At 68.8% G+C, this 15,051-nt stretch carries 10 protein-coding genes and 2 pseudogenes; 5 read left to right on the top strand and 7 right to left on the bottom strand.

Annotated elements, in window-relative coordinates; genetic code table 11:
• Positions 1–153: 153 nt before the first annotated feature.
• Positions 154–771 (bottom strand): MarR family winged helix-turn-helix transcriptional regulator, encoded by a 618-nt coding sequence (locus FRANCCI3_RS10120; RefSeq protein WP_011436446.1) that lies wholly within the window; start codon positions 769–771, stop codon positions 154–156.
• A gap of 175 nt (positions 772–946) precedes the next feature.
• On the opposite strand from FRANCCI3_RS10120, the gene FRANCCI3_RS10115 reads away from it, so the two are divergent.
• Positions 947–2,518, top strand: a complete 1,572-nt coding sequence (locus FRANCCI3_RS10115; protein WP_011436445.1) for a DHA2 family efflux MFS transporter permease subunit — start codon at positions 947–949, stop codon at positions 2,516–2,518.
• Positions 2,519–2,797: 279 nt separating this feature from the next.
• Here FRANCCI3_RS10115 and FRANCCI3_RS29000 read toward each other — a convergent pair.
• The 3 genes and pseudogenes from FRANCCI3_RS29000 to FRANCCI3_RS10100 form a co-directional block, all read right to left on the bottom strand.
• A pseudogene (locus FRANCCI3_RS29000) lies at positions 2,798–3,055 on the bottom strand (PEP/pyruvate-binding domain-containing protein); the annotation flags it as partial.
• 151 nt (positions 3,056–3,206) lie between these two features.
• Positions 3,207–4,175 (bottom strand): IclR family transcriptional regulator, encoded by a 969-nt coding sequence (locus FRANCCI3_RS23370; protein ID WP_160172397.1) that lies wholly within the window; start codon positions 4,173–4,175, stop codon positions 3,207–3,209.
• Between the two features lie 310 nt (positions 4,176–4,485).
• Complete coding sequence (locus tag FRANCCI3_RS10100) at positions 4,486–5,046, bottom strand: LGFP repeat-containing protein (RefSeq protein ID WP_011436442.1); 561 nt, start codon at positions 5,044–5,046, stop codon at positions 4,486–4,488.
• Positions 5,047–5,755: 709 nt separating this feature from the next.
• Here FRANCCI3_RS10100 and ctaD point away from each other — a divergent pair.
• Entirely contained in the window at positions 5,756–7,471 is a 1,716-nt protein-coding gene (gene ctaD / locus FRANCCI3_RS10090) for an aa3-type cytochrome oxidase subunit I (RefSeq protein WP_011436440.1), read from the top strand.
• Positions 7,472–7,731: 260 nt separating this feature from the next.
• Positions 7,732–8,430 carry a GntR family transcriptional regulator gene (locus FRANCCI3_RS10085; RefSeq protein ID WP_011436439.1) on the top strand — a complete coding sequence of 233 codons (699 nt, stop codon included), beginning with the start codon at positions 7,732–7,734 and terminating at the stop codon, positions 8,428–8,430.
• A 74-nt stretch (positions 8,431–8,504) separates the two neighbouring features.
• Here the strand turns inward: FRANCCI3_RS10085 and FRANCCI3_RS10080 are convergent, their stop codons facing one another.
• The gene (locus FRANCCI3_RS10080; protein WP_236701475.1) at positions 8,505–11,300 is read right to left on the bottom strand and encodes an FAD-binding and (Fe-S)-binding domain-containing protein; all 2,796 of its coding nucleotides are present in this window, start codon (positions 11,298–11,300) and stop codon (positions 8,505–8,507) included.
• A gap of 394 nt (positions 11,301–11,694) precedes the next feature.
• On the opposite strand from FRANCCI3_RS10080, the gene FRANCCI3_RS10075 reads away from it, so the two are divergent.
• The gene (locus FRANCCI3_RS10075) at positions 11,695–12,021 is read left to right on the top strand and encodes a putative quinol monooxygenase (RefSeq protein ID WP_011436437.1); all 327 of its coding nucleotides are present in this window, start codon (positions 11,695–11,697) and stop codon (positions 12,019–12,021) included.
• A gap of 336 nt (positions 12,022–12,357) precedes the next feature.
• Here FRANCCI3_RS10075 and FRANCCI3_RS10070 read toward each other — a convergent pair whose 3' ends face one another.
• Positions 12,358–12,762: a winged helix-turn-helix transcriptional regulator gene (locus tag FRANCCI3_RS10070; RefSeq protein WP_011436436.1), complete on the bottom strand. Its 405-nt coding sequence runs from the start codon at positions 12,760–12,762 to the stop codon at positions 12,358–12,360.
• Between the two features lie 240 nt (positions 12,763–13,002).
• Here FRANCCI3_RS10070 and FRANCCI3_RS10065 point away from each other — a divergent pair, with 240 nt between their 5' ends.
• The gene (locus FRANCCI3_RS10065; RefSeq protein ID WP_082456732.1) at positions 13,003–14,439 is read left to right on the top strand and encodes a DHA2 family efflux MFS transporter permease subunit; all 1,437 of its coding nucleotides are present in this window, start codon (positions 13,003–13,005) and stop codon (positions 14,437–14,439) included.
• A 40-nt stretch (positions 14,440–14,479) separates the two neighbouring features.
• Here the strand turns inward: FRANCCI3_RS10065 and FRANCCI3_RS27960 are convergent.
• Positions 14,480–14,719, bottom strand: a pseudogene (locus FRANCCI3_RS27960) (DDE-type integrase/transposase/recombinase); the annotation flags it as partial.
• Positions 14,720–15,051: the final 332 nt, after the last annotated feature.

The raw sequence follows: 15,051 nt of genomic DNA, 5'->3' as shown, positions 1-15,051 counted from the left end.
ACGATGATCTCTCAGATCATGCCCAGCCATCTCACCAGCCCGGTCACCCAGGCCGCTGCCGACGAGGCGACCGCCGCCGCCAGTGGAACGATCCCGCTTTTGTGGACAGCGAAGACGGGGTCACTCGGTCAGTAGGAGCAGAAGCGTAACCGATCAGTCAGATGGGGACGTGACGGGACGCGGGCGCAGCGCCGTGGGAATAGTGGGCTCCGCGTCGACGACGCGGATGAGCAGGCGCAGCAGCTGCTGCTGCTCATCCGGCGAGAGCACCTGCAGCGACGCCGGGGGAACGGACAGCATCTCCTGGGCCTGGGCCAGAACGCGTCGGCCCTCCTCGGTCATCGCGACCGTCTTGGCCCGCCGGTCGGTCGGGTGCGGCTCGCGCCGGGCGACGCCGCGGCGCTCGAGCAGGTCGACGACGCTGGTCAGGTAGCTCGGGTCGTGGCGGAACATCTCGACGAGCTCGCGCATCGGGCGCGGGCCCCCCGACAGCACCAGAAGGATCTTCAAAGCGGCCGGCGTGAGATCAAACGCCTGGCAGACGGTGTGCATCCGGCTGGGCGCCTCGCCGCTGAAGGTCAGCGCCAGCATGGCGCGCCACGCCTCGCGAGCTGTCGCCTCGCGAGTGCCCGCCTCGCGAGTGCCCGCCTCGCGAGTGCCCGCCTCGCGAGTGCCCGCCTCGCGAGTGCCCGCGTCCCGGGCGGTCGCGTCCCGGGCGGTCGCATCTCGGGCAGTCGCCTCCCCGGCGGCCTCCCGAGCGGCTTCGATCATGCGTCGATCGTATCGGCAAGCCGCCGCGAACGTCTCGTTGTCACGACGATATATTTGACACAACTCAACGAGCGTCGGATGCTGGGCGGCGACCAGCTTTGTCCCGTCCGGTCGCCGCAGGTCCGAACGCGACCGACCGCCCCCGGCGTCTGCCGCCTTTGCCACGGAGATCAACGTGCCTGACCAACCCAACGCGGCCTCGCCGCCCGCCACCGCCGCGCCCGGGCCCGCCTCGGCCGCCAAGCTGGACCCGGCGCTGATCCGACTGTCCGCCACAGTGATGCTCGGCGCGATCATGGTGATCCTCGACACGACGATCGTCTCGGTCGCCATCCACGCGCTCGGTAACGAGTTCCACACGTCGCTGTCCACGATCTCCTGGGTCACCACCGGTTATCTGCTGGCGCTGGCCGTCGTGATCCCGCTGGCCGGCTGGTCGGTCGAGCGGTTCGGCGCGACGCGGATGTGGAACATCTCGCTGGCGCTGTTCGTCGCCGGCAGTGCCCTGTGCGGCCTCGCCTGGTCGGCAGGGACGCTGATCGCCTTCCGGGTCCTGCAGGGCCTCGGCGGCGGCATGATCATGCCGATCTGCATGACCCTGCTCGCCCAGGCCGCGGGCCCGCAGCGGATCGGCCGGGTCATGAGCATCATCGGCGTCCCGATGCTCATCGCGCCGGTGCTCGGCCCGGTCATCGGCGGACTGATCGTCGACCACCTCAGCTGGCGCTGGATCTTCTACGTGAACGTGCCGATCGGCGTGCTCGCCCTGTTCCTGTCCTGGCGGGTGCTGCCACGCGATGACCGCGGCTCGGCGCACCACCGGCTCGACCTGCCCGGCCTGGCGCTGATCTCGCCGGGGCTGGCGGCGCTCGTCTACGGCCTGTCCGAGGCGGGCAACGGCGGCGGCTTCGGGGCTGCGAAGGTGCAGGTCAGCATCGCCGTCGGCGTAGTGCTGCTGGCCGGCTTCGTCGTGCACGCCCTGCGCCGCGACGGCGCCCTGCTCGACATGCGGCTGTTCGGCGACCGGGTGTTCAGCATCGCGAGCGTCACGACCTTCGTGATCGGCGCCATGCTGTTCGGTGCGATGTTCCTGCTTCCGCTCTACTACCAGGTCGCGCGCGGGCAGAGCGCCAGTGACGCCGGCCTGCTCATGGCGCCACAGGGACTGGGCGCAATGATCTCCATGGCGATCGCGGGACGGGTCTCCGACCGCCGCGGCGCCCGGTCGGTCGTCCCGCTCGGCATGGTCCTCGCCCTGCTCGGCACGCTGCTGTTCACCCAGGTCGACGCGCACACCAATGAGGTGCTGCTGGCGTTCTCGCTGTTCGTGCGCGGTCTGGGCTTCGGGGCGACGATGATGCCCGCGATGGGCGCCGCCTATGCGACGCTCGGGCAGGCGGCGGTGCCGCGCGCGACCACGACGCTGAACATCCTGCAGCGGGTCGGCGGGTCGCTGGCCACCGCGCTGGTCGCCGTCGAACTGCAGCACGCCATCGCCAGCCGGCTGCCGGGCGTCGGTGGCGAGGGTGCGCTCGCCGAGTCGGCGGGGGTGAAGCTTCCCGGCCCTGTCGCCGACAAGGTCGCCGAGGCGTTCGGCGTGACGTTCTGGTGGGTCGTCGCCCTGACCGCCGTCGGCTTCGTCGCCAGCCTCTTCCTCCCCGGCCGCCCCGCTGCCACCGTGGCGCACGGCCCCGCGAACGCCCAGCCGGCGGCCCCGCAGCGCGAACCGGTAGCGGTGGTGGAGTAGCCCGCCGGAAACGCCGGTCGTCGACCACGTGAATCTACAAGGATTCCGGCCGGGTCCCACACGACGGATGTCGTGCACGCCCCGGCCGAGTCAGCGCGCGAGCCACTCTCGATAGGTGGTCCTGGCGATGGCGGCGCCGTCCTTGGCGATGAGGGCGTCGCCCGAGGCGGCGGCGAACATGCCGGCGCTGTTGTCGGTGACGGCGGTGCGATGGTCACCGTGGGCGGCAAGGGTGATCTTGCCCAGTTCGTCGAGCGCGAAGACCTCGGGGCCGGCAACGTTGCGCTGGCGGTAGGTCACGGCCCGCTCGGTGAACAGCGAGGCCCAGCACCGGCTGACGTGCTGGAGGATCGCCGCCGGCCCCACGACGTTCAGGTACGTGTCCTGTTGGCCGGCGAAGGAGGCCGACGGCAGGTCCTCTGCCGTCGCACTGGACCGGACGGCATACGCGGCTTGCCCGCCGAGCTGGGCGAGCGCGCGGATGATCGCCGCCGCGAGATCGCCCGGGATGGCGATCCCTTCGATGGCTGGTTGCACGCCGGACAGCGGGGGGCTGGCCGGTGACGGTCCCGCCCCCAGGCGCTCCGCCACCACGCCAGCCGCCCCGAACGACCCCTACAGACAATCATGAACTTCAGTTGCTAACCAGCAACTTTGCCGGAGCCCTGGTTACCGAACCTGTCCGAGTCTAGGCTACGCCCGGTCCCTGCCCGCCGGGGACGTCCGACCGGTCCTCGACCAGGACCAGCCGGCCTCGTGCCCGCTTGTCGTCAGTCGCGCCACACGGAAGCGGACGCCCCTCCAACGGACCGGTGAGGCGTCCGCCAAGCCGCCCCGCGGCGTGCCGGATCCGCCCGACCAGGCCGGCGGGGATGCGCTGGGCCACTACCAAGGCGGTGAGCGCGGCCACCACAACCCCGTCACGGCTACGCACCGGCACCGACACGCAGCAGATCCCATCCACAAGATCCTGCTGGTCGAACGCCGCCTCCTCGCGCCGGATGACAGCACGGGCCCGCTTCCACTCCCGCTCGGACATCGAGGGCGGCGGCACCAGCTCCGGCTGGCAGGCAAGCAGCATCTGGCCGGCGGCGGTGTCGAGCCGTAGCGAACTCGTGCTGCCCCGCAGGTCGATCCCACGGTCCCCAGCGGCGCTGGTGGCCAGCACCAGCCGCCTCTCCCGCAGGACGACCAAGGCGATCGCCGTACGGGTGGCCGCGCTGAGCGAGGCGACCGGGTCTCGGGCGATCCGTGCCAGCCGGTGCAGGGAACGGTCCGGGGCTGCCAGCCGGCGCAGGCCGGAGCCGATCCGGTAGCCGCCGCTGTCCCGATCGACTACCCCGAGCGCGCACATCTGCTCGACCAGCCGATGTACCGTCGTCTTGGGCAGCCCGGCGGTCCTGGCGAGTTCCGACAGGCCGACGGAGTCGAACCAGGACAGAGCGTCGAGAATGTCGAAGGCGCCTTCGAGTACCCCGCGTCCCCGGGGCGCCGCCGGCCCGCGAGCGGCAGCGGCGCGCGGTGCCGCACTATGCTCGGCGGGCTCGGCGGAACCTGCCGCCTGTGGTGAACCAGCCGAGTTGGTCCGGTCCTGGGCCCGGTCATGGGCCCCCTCGGCCGTGCACTCGTCAGGTCCACGCGAGCGCGTTCGCGCCACCAGTCCGCCGGATCCGGACATCCGGTCACCCCCGATGACGTAGCTGCCTGAGTGAGGAAAACCTCGCCTTCCGTCGGATTTTATCCAGACTTGATCGGCTGGTCTCACGACTTCATGCGGCTCCCCGATGTCGTGAAGCCGACGTCCGGCGGGAGTGCCCGAGCAGTTTCGCGTTCGATCATCAAGCAAAGTCGACGGATACCCGGAGGACATCAATCGAAGCACAGGTGTTTGTATGGGCGCGGACACGGCAATGGGCGCGGACACGGCAATGGGCGCGGACACGCGGCCCGGCAGCGGCCTGCGGTGGCTAACGGCGGGTGGCTGTGGGCAGGGTCCAGCCCTGGCGGCACTTCGACCCGCCGATGCCGCCGTTGTCACAGCCCTCAATGAGGAACTGGTAGCCGCCGTTGGTCTCACTCACGACGCGGAACTGCCCGGATGTCCCTCCGGTCACGTCCCGCTGCCAGGTGTTGCCGTACGCGGTCCAGCGGACGATGAACTTGTCGTAGTGGTACGGGTCGGTGGGCCCCCAACTCACGTGGGCGTAACCGTTCGCCTCCCACGCAGTGATCACCATCCGCTTCCCCTGTCGGGGAGACCAGGTGATTTCCCCACCCTGAAACCTCTGCCGCCGGCCAGCCCATTCACCGTTGGTGAAGTAGACGTCGCGCTCGCCGCTGGTCGGACAGGCCAGGTAACTGCGGGGGCCGCCGAGCTGGTTCCAGCGTGCGCCGATGAGTCCGTAGGGTGCCAGCTTCGGGTTGCAGGCGGGGGCCGCGGACGCGGCGGTGGTTCCGAGCCCGGCCACGGTGATCGCCGCTGCCGCCGTCGCGAGCAGCATGACGAGGATCCGTCTGACGAGGGACATGTCTTCCTCCTGTGATAGCGGGAATGTTGGACTGTGGTGATGGGAATGTTCGGGGCCCGGCCATTGGGGAATGCGACGTTGCGGTGTTCGCGACGTTGCGGTGTTCGCGGTGTTCGCGGTGTTCGCGCGAGAGCCCGTCGCCCAAAAGTACGCTCGCGATCTGCGTCGCGTAAGACGTCGGTCCACTGGGTGGACCGCCTTCCTGCGCGACGCGGACCGCAGGTACCAGGCGGGGATTCACCTCCGCCGGCTTCGGGCTGAGGCTTTCCCGGAGGCCTGCGCTACCTCGACGAGTGGCGCACGGAGCTCGGGGAGATCCACCGGGATGCCGAACGCGATGCCCCGGCCGCTCATACTGGTGGCCAGGGCGGCCTTCGCTGTGGCGGCGGCCTCGGCCGAGAAGGTGATTCCACCAATGGTGGACCCGCCTGGGCAGGACGTTCTGCGCCCGCTCCGGGTGCCGGAGTGCCTCTGGATGTAGGACGTCAGACCGGGCCGCGGCGGCCGATGCGCGGATAACGTGACTAGTGCCGGCAGGTTCCTCGGCCGGTGCGCCGAGCCGCGCGGCGTGGGGCCGTCTATTCGGCGGACCCGTCCGCGCCGACGGTAATGACACATTCACTGTTGGCTGCCCGGCGGCGGTCGTGACACCCGACGCCGGGGCCGCGCGCACCACCGCTGGCAGCGGCAACACCATCGGGAGCGGAATGTGACACTTGTGCACGATAGGCCGGCCGGGCACACGGACCCGCCGGCGGGCGAGCTCCCGCCCAGGGTTGTGAAAACCCTGGCGCAGTACCTGCGGACGACGTCGCACAAGGACATCGCGCTGCTGTACTTCATGACCTCGCTGGTATTCTTCGCGTTCGCTGGAATCCTGGCGATGCTCATCCGGGCCGAGCTCGCCCGACCGGGCCTGCAGTACCTGTCGAACGAGCAGTACAATCAGGTGTTCACGATGCACGGCACGCTGATGCTGCTGATGTTCGCGACGCCGATCGCGTTCGCGTTCGCGAACTACCTGATCCCGCTGCAGATCGGCTCGCCTGACGTGGCCTTTCCACGGCTGAACGCGTTGTCGTTCTGGCTGTTCCTGTTCGGCAGCCTGACGGTCACCGCGGGCTTCCTTACGCCGAACGGCGCCGCCTCCTTCGGCTGGTTCGCCTATACGCCGCTGTCGAACGCTGCCTACTCGCCGGGCATCGGCAGTGACCTGTGGGTGCTGGGTCTGACCGTCTCCGGTCTGGGTACCATCCTGGGCGCGGTCAACTTCATCACGACGATCCTTTGCCTGCGGGCGCCCGGCATGACGATGTTCCGGCTGCCGATCTTCTGCTGGAACCTGCTGGTGACCTCGATCCTGGTTCTGGTCGCCTTCCCGGTGCTCGCGGCCGCGCTGCTCGCCCTGGAGTTCGACCGCCGGTTCGGCGCGCACATCTTCGACCCGGGTAACGGCGGCGCAGTCCTCTGGCAACACCTGTTCTGGTTCTTCGGGCATCCCGAGGTGTACATCATCGCCCTGCCCTTCTTCGGGATGATAACGGAGATCATCCCGGTGTTCTCCCGCAAGCCGTTGTTCGGCTACAAGGGACTGGTCTACGCGACCATCGGCATCGGGGCGTTGGCGATCGCCGTGTGGGCGCATCACATGTACGTCACCGGCGCGGCGCTGCTGCCGTTCTTCGCTTTCCTGACGTTCCTGATCGCGGTGCCAACCGGGGTCAAGTTCTTCAACTGGATTGGCACGATGTGGCGCGGACAGCTCACCTTCGAGGCGCCGATGTTGTTCGCCGTCGGCTTCCTGGTGACGTTCCTGTTCGGTGGTCTGACCGGTGTCCTGCTGGCCAGCCCGCCGATCGACTTCCACGTCTCGGACAGCTACTTCGTCGTCGGCCACTTCCACTACGTCGTCGCCGGCCTGTTGTTCGCCGGCTTCGGCGGGGTGTACTTCTGGTTCCCGAAGGTCACCGGCCGGATGTTGAACGAGCGGCTCGCGAAGGTGCACTTCTGGACGATGTTCTTCGGCTTCCACCTGACCTTCCTGGTGGATCACTGGCTCGGCGTCAAGGGCATGCCGCGCCGATACGCCGACTACGGCCCGGACGACGGCTTCACCACGCTGAACACCATCGCCACCGCTGGCAGCTCCCTGCTTGCGCTGTCGACCCTGCCGCTGCTGTACAACCTGTGGTGGTCGTACCGGAAGGGTCGGATCGTGACGGTGGACGACCCGTGGGGCTTCGGCAACTCGCTGGAATGGGCGACGTCCTGCCCACCGCCGCGGCACAACTTCACCTCGCTACCGCGGATCTGCTCCGAGCGGCCCGCCTTCGACCTGCACTACCCGCAGGCGGCCGGCGCGGTCGACTACCACGCCACCCCCGAGCTCACCCCGACCCACGACACCCCGGAGCTGAATACCTGAGAACGCGGCTCACGTGGGCGGGTGAACCGCCCCGGGCTCTCAAGAGCCCGGGGCGGTTCAGCCCTGACAGGCCCCGGCCCTCATGGGTTGGTCCGGTTCACGGCGCTGCTGGCCGATGCGGCCCGCCGTGAGGTGCGCCCACCGAGGTCGAGACCGCGCGGGGCTACGACGACCGACGGTTGTAATCTCGGCTAGCTCGTGTTGATTCCATGAGGGTCACCAACCCGCCTGACTCGCATGTACTGGAAGGTGACTGGGTGATGCGCCGCCCTGTACAGCCGGTATCGCTCATAGACGCGGTGGTCGAAAATCTTCGCACCGAGCTGTTCAGCGGCACTATCGGCAGCAACCAGGCGCTGACCGAAGTAGGCGTCGCCACCCAGTACGATGTCGCTCGCCCGACCGCGAAGGCGGCAATCGAGAAGCTGGTCGCGGCCGGTCTCCTTGTCCGCGGCAGTCACAAGGTCGCCCGGGTCCCCGAGCTCGGCCCGGACGACGTTCGCGACATCTACAACACGCGCTACTGCCTCGAGCGCGAGCCACTCCGGCTGCTCGCCGCGGCCCGCCGCGTTCCCGCGCAGGCCCAGATGGCCAATGACGAGATCAAGTCGGTGATCAATGGCCCTCAGATCGCGATCGTCGAGCCCGACATGCGGTTTCACATCAGCCTCGTCGACTCGATGTCCAGCCCCCGCATCAGCGGCATGTACCACAAACTCGCCGGTGAAGTCCGGCTGTGCATGTCGCAGGTGCAGGGTCGGGCGCTGCTGAGCGCGGAATCAATCTACGGCGAGCACGCTCGCCTGCTTGAGCTGATCGTGACCGGCGATCAGGACGCGGCAACGATCTTACTCCACAAACACCTCTCCCGCGCGCGAGAGAGACTCGCGGGCGCTTTCGGCGCCGAACCGGGCCCGGAGGCGGACTTCGCGTACGAAGCCGCGACGGCGCGCGGGTGACACGTTCGCTCGGGTCGCGCATCCATCAAGGTCACGGGAAGTCGTCGATCGGCGTTCTCCGACACGTCACGTTCTCAGCCGGCACCGCCTGGATGGGCAGAATCACGGATCGGGCGAGTCGCGTACTCCAGCGCCTCGACAATGTGGACGTATTCGCGCCCCGTTGCGCGTGACATTCCGATCTCGCAGGTCCGGTTGGCCGACGCATGCACCTCGAAGGCGCGGGAGTTGACCTCACGTGCCTCGTTCAGCGTCGCCGCCGCAGTCAGCTCGGGATGCAGAAGTCCGCGATCACCGGCGAACGCGCAGCAATTCCAGTCCAGCGGCACGACCACCTCGTCGCTGACCAGCTCGGCGAGTTCCCTGAGTAAAGTCGTGGTGCCCCGCCGCTCGGTCGAGCACGTAGGGTGCAGTACCAGGGACGCCACCCGGCGGGTCACCGAGAGGCGGCCCACGACTTCGGCGCGCACGAATTCGAGCGCGTCCACGAAACGAAGTGCCTCGTAGGCGCCGCCAAGCCGCTTTGCCTCGGCGCGAAGCTCCTCCAGACCTTCTGTACATGACGCCGCGTCGCACACGACCGGCAGGCGGCCGCCGTCAGTCGCCGCGAGCAGCGCCGGCAGGACCTTGGCCCCGATGACCTCGTGGCCACCCCTGAGACCCTTCGACTTCCACGGCATACCGCAACACATCGACGCGATACCCCTGGGTACCCGTACCGCTACCCCGGCACGCGCGCACAGCGTCAGCATCGCGGGCATGACCCCGCCGCTGGATGACGACGAGCCGAACATGGCCCCGACGCACGCCGGGAAGTACACGGCGCACGCCTCTGCGGCAGCCGCGACCGCCCGGCGCCGGTACCCACCGCGGGGCAGCGAGGCGTCATACTGAGGCATCCTGTCGGTGCCCAACGTTCTGCGGGCCAGGGAGGCCGCGGCTGTCGGCAACGTCGGCGGCAGTGCGGCGGCGGCAGAAAGCGCCTTCCCAGCCAGTGTGGTGGTCGCCCCCCAGTGGCGGGCCGCCGAGCGCCACAGCGCGTCCTCGGCCTTGTTCACCCTCTCGGCGCGCAGCTCTCGCACGAGTGATCCGGTGTTGATCTGCACAGGGCAAGCGGTCTGGCACATACCGTCGACCGCGCAGGTGTCGACCACGTCATAGCGGTAGGCCGCGGACAGCTCATCGGCGAGCCCCTCGTCTCCCTCCCGCCGCGCGGCCTCACGCTCCCGCAGCAGGGCGATCCGCTGCCGAGGAGTCAGGGTCAGCGTCCGGCTCGGGCAGACCGGTTCGCAGTACCCGCACTCCACGCACATGTCCGCGCCGTAGCCGACCGTCGGCACATCCTTGAGATTGCGCAGATAGGAGCGAGGATCGTCGGACAGCACGACCCCCGGGTTGAGGATTCCCAGCGGGTCGAACAGCCGCTTCACCTCCGTCATGACGTCATACAGTTCATCGCCGTACTGGCGACGGACATACCCCGCCATGATCCGGCCGGTGCCATGCTCCGCCTTGAGCGTCCCCTTGTGCTCGAGCACCAGCTCAACCATTTTCTCGGTGAATGCGTGGTAGCGTTCCAACCGCGCGGGATCCCGGAAGGTCTCGGTGAGCATAAAATGGATATTGCCGTCCTTGGCATGGCCGAAGATGACACTGTTCTGATAGCCGTGCGCGTCGAACAGCTTCGTGAGTTCCTGGCACGCTGCCCGCAGGTGCGGCACCGGAACCGCCACATCCTCCAGCAACGCCGTGGTCCCCGCCTGGCGCGCTCCCGCGACGGCCGTATAGAGACCCTTGCGCACATGCCACAGGTCCTTTCGGCGCCACGGGTCCGAGGTCAACTCCAGGGGCGACTCGATCTCGAGCCCATCGCACACGCCGCCGGCCCCGGACACCTTGTCGGCAAGCTCCTCGGTGGTCGCTGCCTGCAGCTCCACCAGGAGCGCAACATGGTCACGCACCTCCAGCGAGCCGATCTCAGCCGGTGTCGCGCCGAGGGTCTGCGCAACGGCAAGGGACCGAGCGTCCATCAGTTCGATCGTCGCGAACCCCACGTCGACCAGCTCGGGCAACGCGGCGGTCGCGGTGGCGAGGTCACGAAACACCGCCAAGCCGGTCGAGGCGTGGGGAAAGAGCTCCACCGTCCGGAACGTGGCCGAGGCGACGAACCCGAGCGTGCCTTCGCTACCGACCATCAGATGGGCCAGGATCTCGACGGGACGCTCGTAGTCGAGAAACGAGTTGAGACTGTAGCCCATCGTGTTCTTCATTGAGAACTGCCGACGCAGCGTCGCCACGGACGCCGGGTTGCGGCAGATCCGCTCGCGGAGCCGCAGCAAGCCCGCATACAGATCGGGTTCCAGTGCGCGCAGCCGTTCATCCGCGTCCGGCGCACCGGTGTCAATCACGGATCCGCTGGGTAGCACCACGGTCATCGCCTCAAGCGTCTGGTAGGCGTTCTGCCCGGTGCCGCAGGCCATTCCGCTGGAATTATTGGCAATGACTCCACCCAGGGTGCAGGCGACCTCACTCGCTGGGTCGGGGCCGAGCTTCCGCCCGTACGGACGCAGCCGCGCGTTGGCCGCACGGACGGTCACGCCAGGCTCGGCGCGCAAACGGTGACCACCGTCGAGCACCTCGGCCGACTGAAAACCGTGTCGCACGTCGACCAGGATCCCGTCGGTGACGCCCTGGCCGCTGAGGCTCGTTCCGCCCGAGCGGAACGTCAGGTACGAACCACTCCGCCGGCATCTCGCAAACAGCCCCGCCACATCGCCCACGCCGGCAACACGTTCCACCGCGGAGGGCACCAGGTGATAGTGCGACGCATCCCGCGCCATCGCGTAGCGCAGGACCGGGCTGCCTGCCACGGCCGGCCCCTGGCCAGGTCCGCCGCGGCTCCCCGCTACCTCCGCGCCGGTGGGACGCCCCTCAAGACTCATTGCCTGCCCTCCCCGGACAAGGAAAGTCTGACAAGTATACATTCGCCCACACTGCGTCGTGACACCTCGGCTGCCCTACGGCGTCCCTGCCACCCAGCGTCCCTGCCACCCAGCGCATCGAGCCCTGATCACGAACCCGCGGCAGACCCCGAAATTTCTCAAATCGAGACTGCCCGTGGCGGCTGTGACTGCTACGACCATGGGCGAGGTGCCGAGCGTGGGGGCCACCCGTCGTCGATGGTGTGGAGACAGTCATTGGAGCTCGGTACCCCAGGCGGTCCGTCGCCCACAGCAAGAGCCATGAGCTCGGAAAGGGTCTATAATGATCTTTATCACCGCCAAGTTCCGGATCAAGCCGGAGTATGCCGACCAGTGGCCGGAGATCTCACGGGCGTTCACCGAGGCGACCCGCGCTGAGCCGGGCTGCAAATGGTTCGACTGGTCCCGCAACATTGAGAGCCCGACCGAGTACGTACTGGTCGAGGCATTCCAGGATGGCGACGCCGGAGCCGCGCACGTCCAGTCCGACCACTTCAGGGCCGCCCGGCAGACACTGCCGAAGTACCTCGCCGAGACGCCGCGCATCGTGAACACGGTTCTGGAGCAGGACGACTGGTCGGAGCTCGGCGAACTCGCTGTGTCCGACTGATCGGTCGGGCCGCCGGCGACGACAGGCGGAGCCCCGGTCGGAAACCTCCGTGACATCCAACCAGACGCCGCTATTCCCGTGGTCCGGCGTATCGGCATGAGGAAGAGACCGGGTCAGCCGCCGACGTGGACACGCCGGCAGTTGATCGACGGAATTCGGTGGCGGACGCGGACCGGGGCACCGTAGCGGGACGTTCCCGCCCAGTACGGGCACTGGCGCATGGTGTACGGGCTGCCCTGTTCCAGGACTGGCATCCGGACGGGATCGCTCCAGCCCAGCGACAGTCACCCAGCGTCATACTCGGATGCATCTTCGCATCATGGCCTCCAGGGTGCTCTACTCGACCCCACCCTGGGGGCCGTGGTTGCGGTCGTAGGCCGCGCGGGCCACGGCGATGTCGTCGCGGTGCCGTTCGGCCCACGATGTGAGCGTCCGCAGCGTGGCATACAGCTCCCGGGCCATATCGGTGGCCTGGTACTCGACCTTCGGCGGCACCGTGGGGTAGACGACCCGCGTCAGCAGCCCATCACGTTCCAGGTTACGCAGTGTGAGGGTGAGCATCCGCCGGCTGATGCCGCTGATCGACCGCTGCAGCTCGGTGAACCGGACCGGTCCGTCGCTGATCCGCAGCAGGATGCCGATGGCCCACTTGCCACTGATCCGGTTCAGCACCTCCAAGACGGTGCAGGCCTCGGCCTCGTGGCCGGGGGAGTCGATCACATCGCTGTTCCCCTGAAACATGAAAGTGCCTCCTTCCGGCCACTCCCACAGTCACACATGATGGCTTCCGTAACAAGGCATGCCCCATGCGGCGGCTGGAACCGCCGCACCTGGCTGGCGGCCGCGACCGGCCCGCCGCCGCGGCCCGTCCGGCCTCCTCGACGTCAAGGAAGACTGTTGACCGACTCGACTCCCCCGGCCCCGCCCCCGGCGCTCCCGTCCCGCTGGCTCGCCCTCGGGGTGCTCTGCACCAGCAACCTGATGGCCATCCTGGACAGCTCGATCGTTACGGTCGCGCTGCCGACCATCCAGCAGGACCTCGGCTTCTCCCAGGCGAACCTGGCCTGGGTTGTGAACGGATACCTGATCGCCTTTGCTGGCCTGCTGCTGCTGTCCGGGCGGCTGGGTGACCTGCTGGGCGGCCGGCCCGTCTTCATCGGGGGGCTCGGCCTGTTCACGGCAGCCTCGCTGGCCTGCGGCCTGGCCAACACCGGCGGCCTCCTGATCACGTTCCGCTTCCTGCAGGGCGCCGGGGGGGCGCTGGCCTCCGCGGTGGCACTCGGCATGATAGTCACGATCTTCCCTGACAGCCGGGAGCGGGCCAAGGCACTGGCCTGCTACGCCTTCGTCGCCGCGGCCGGCTCATCGATCGGGCTCATCCTCGGCGGCGTGCTGACCAAGAGTCTCAGCTGGCCGTGGGTCTTCTACGTCAACGTGCCGCTGGGTGTCCTCGCGGTGGTGCTCGCCCTGTGGGTGCTGCCCCCGATCGCCGGGCTCGGGCTGCGCGAGAGCGCGGACGTTCTCGGCGCCGGGCTGGTGACCGCCGGGCTGATGCTCGGCGTCTACACCGTCGTCCGGGGCGGGGCGGACGGCTGGAGCGACGGCGGGACGCTGGGGTCGCTCGCCGCCTCGCTGCTCCTGCTCGCCGCCTTCGTGGGCCGCCAGGCCAGAGCGGCCAAGCCACTGCTGCCGCTGCGCATCTTCCGCTCCCGCGCGGTCGGGGGAGCGAACATCATCCTGACCCTGATGGTGGCCGGCCTGTTCGGCTACCAGTTCTGCACCGCCCTGTACCTGCAGGACGTGCTCGGCTACAACGCGCTGCGCACCGGGCTGGCGTTCCTGCCGGCCCCGCTAACCATCGCGGCCGTCTCGCTGGGCCTCGCGTCGCCGCTGAACACCCGGTTCGGCCCCAGGCCGGTGATCGTCGTCGGGCTGCTGCTGGTCGCCGCGGCGCTCCTACTGTTGGCCCGGCTACCGGCTGACGGCAGCTACGCGAGCGACATCGCCCCGGTGTTCGTCCTGCTGGGTATCGGTTTCGGCGCGGCGATGCCCGCACTGATCGGCCAGGCGATGGCGGTCTCCGACCCCGCCGAGGCCGGCGTCGCATCCGGGGTGGCCAACACCACCCAGCAGATCGGCGCCGCGCTCGGCACCGCGATCCTGGCCACCCTTGCCGCCTCCCGCACCGACTCGCTGCTCGACCACGGCAGGAGCACCACCACCGCCCTCACCGGCGGGTTCCACCTCGCCTACGCGGTGAGCGCGGCCCTGGTCGCCGCGGCCGTCCTCGTCGCCCTGTTCGTCCTGCGCCCGCCCGGCCAGTCGCGGGCCGCCGACAGCGCACGGACCGCCGACGCCCACCCAGCCGAGACCGACGACCCGACGCAGCCGGCGGGGGTGCCGGCCGCGGGACAGTAACCGCCGGGGCCAGCCGTCGGGGACGGGGTAGAAGGAAATCCTTCGCGACCACCGCGTCCTCGGCGGCAGCGACAAGCCAGCCGGTCACATACCGGGAGTAGATATCGATGATGACGTACAGCCGGTACCAGACGCCTTTCTCGGGTCCTTTCAACGCGGTGATATCCCGCGACCAGACCTGTGACGGTCCGGTCGCGGACAGCTCGGGGCGGACCCGCGGCGGGTGGGTCGCCTGCGCACGGCGTTCCCTGGTCTGCCCCGCCGCCCGGACGATCCGGTACTCGGAGTCCGCTCTCTCGGAGACCTGCCGCAAGAGAGAGCGCGTGCTTTTCCCATAAAAGCCAGCGCGGTTTCTGCCGTCGCAAGTTTCGCTTTCAACCGTTCGTTCTCGCGGCGCAGACGCTCCAACTCGATCTGTTCCGCCGACTTCCCCGGATTCTTCCCCGGAGCGCGGGCCGGGACGCCTGCTCTTCCCAGCGCCCCCGCGTCACGTGCCCGGGTCCGCTCCACCACATGCGAGGAGAACAAACCCTCCCGGCGCAGGATCGCACCCTTCTCGCCGTGCGGGGCGTTCTCGTACTCCGCGACGATCCGCAGCTTGTACGCCGTGCT

This window comes from Frankia casuarinae, from assembly GCF_000013345.1.
GTDB lineage: Bacteria > Actinomycetota > Actinomycetes > Frankiales > Frankiaceae > Frankia > Frankia casuarinae.
Note: the sequence above shows the minus strand (reverse complement) of the source record. Positions and strands in the feature narration are given on the sequence as shown.

Bases quoted from the DNA above. Each gene is read 5' to 3' on its own strand.
- FRANCCI3_RS10085 (WP_011436439.1), top strand. From the start codon at position 7,732: ATGCGCCGCCCTGTACAGCCGGTATCGCTCATAGACGCGGTGGTCGAA.
- FRANCCI3_RS10100 (WP_011436442.1), bottom strand. From the start codon at position 5,046: ATGTCCCTCGTCAGACGGATCCTCGTCATGCTGCTCGCGACGGCGGCA.
- FRANCCI3_RS10065 (WP_082456732.1), top strand. From the start codon at position 13,003: ATGGCCATCCTGGACAGCTCGATCGTTACGGTCGCGCTGCCGACCATC.
- FRANCCI3_RS10120 (WP_011436446.1), bottom strand. From the start codon at position 771: ATGATCGAAGCCGCTCGGGAGGCCGCCGGGGAGGCGACTGCCCGAGAT.
- FRANCCI3_RS10075 (WP_011436437.1), top strand. From the start codon at position 11,695: ATGATCTTTATCACCGCCAAGTTCCGGATCAAGCCGGAGTATGCCGAC.
- FRANCCI3_RS10070 (WP_011436436.1), bottom strand. From the start codon at position 12,762: ATGTTTCAGGGGAACAGCGATGTGATCGACTCCCCCGGCCACGAGGCC.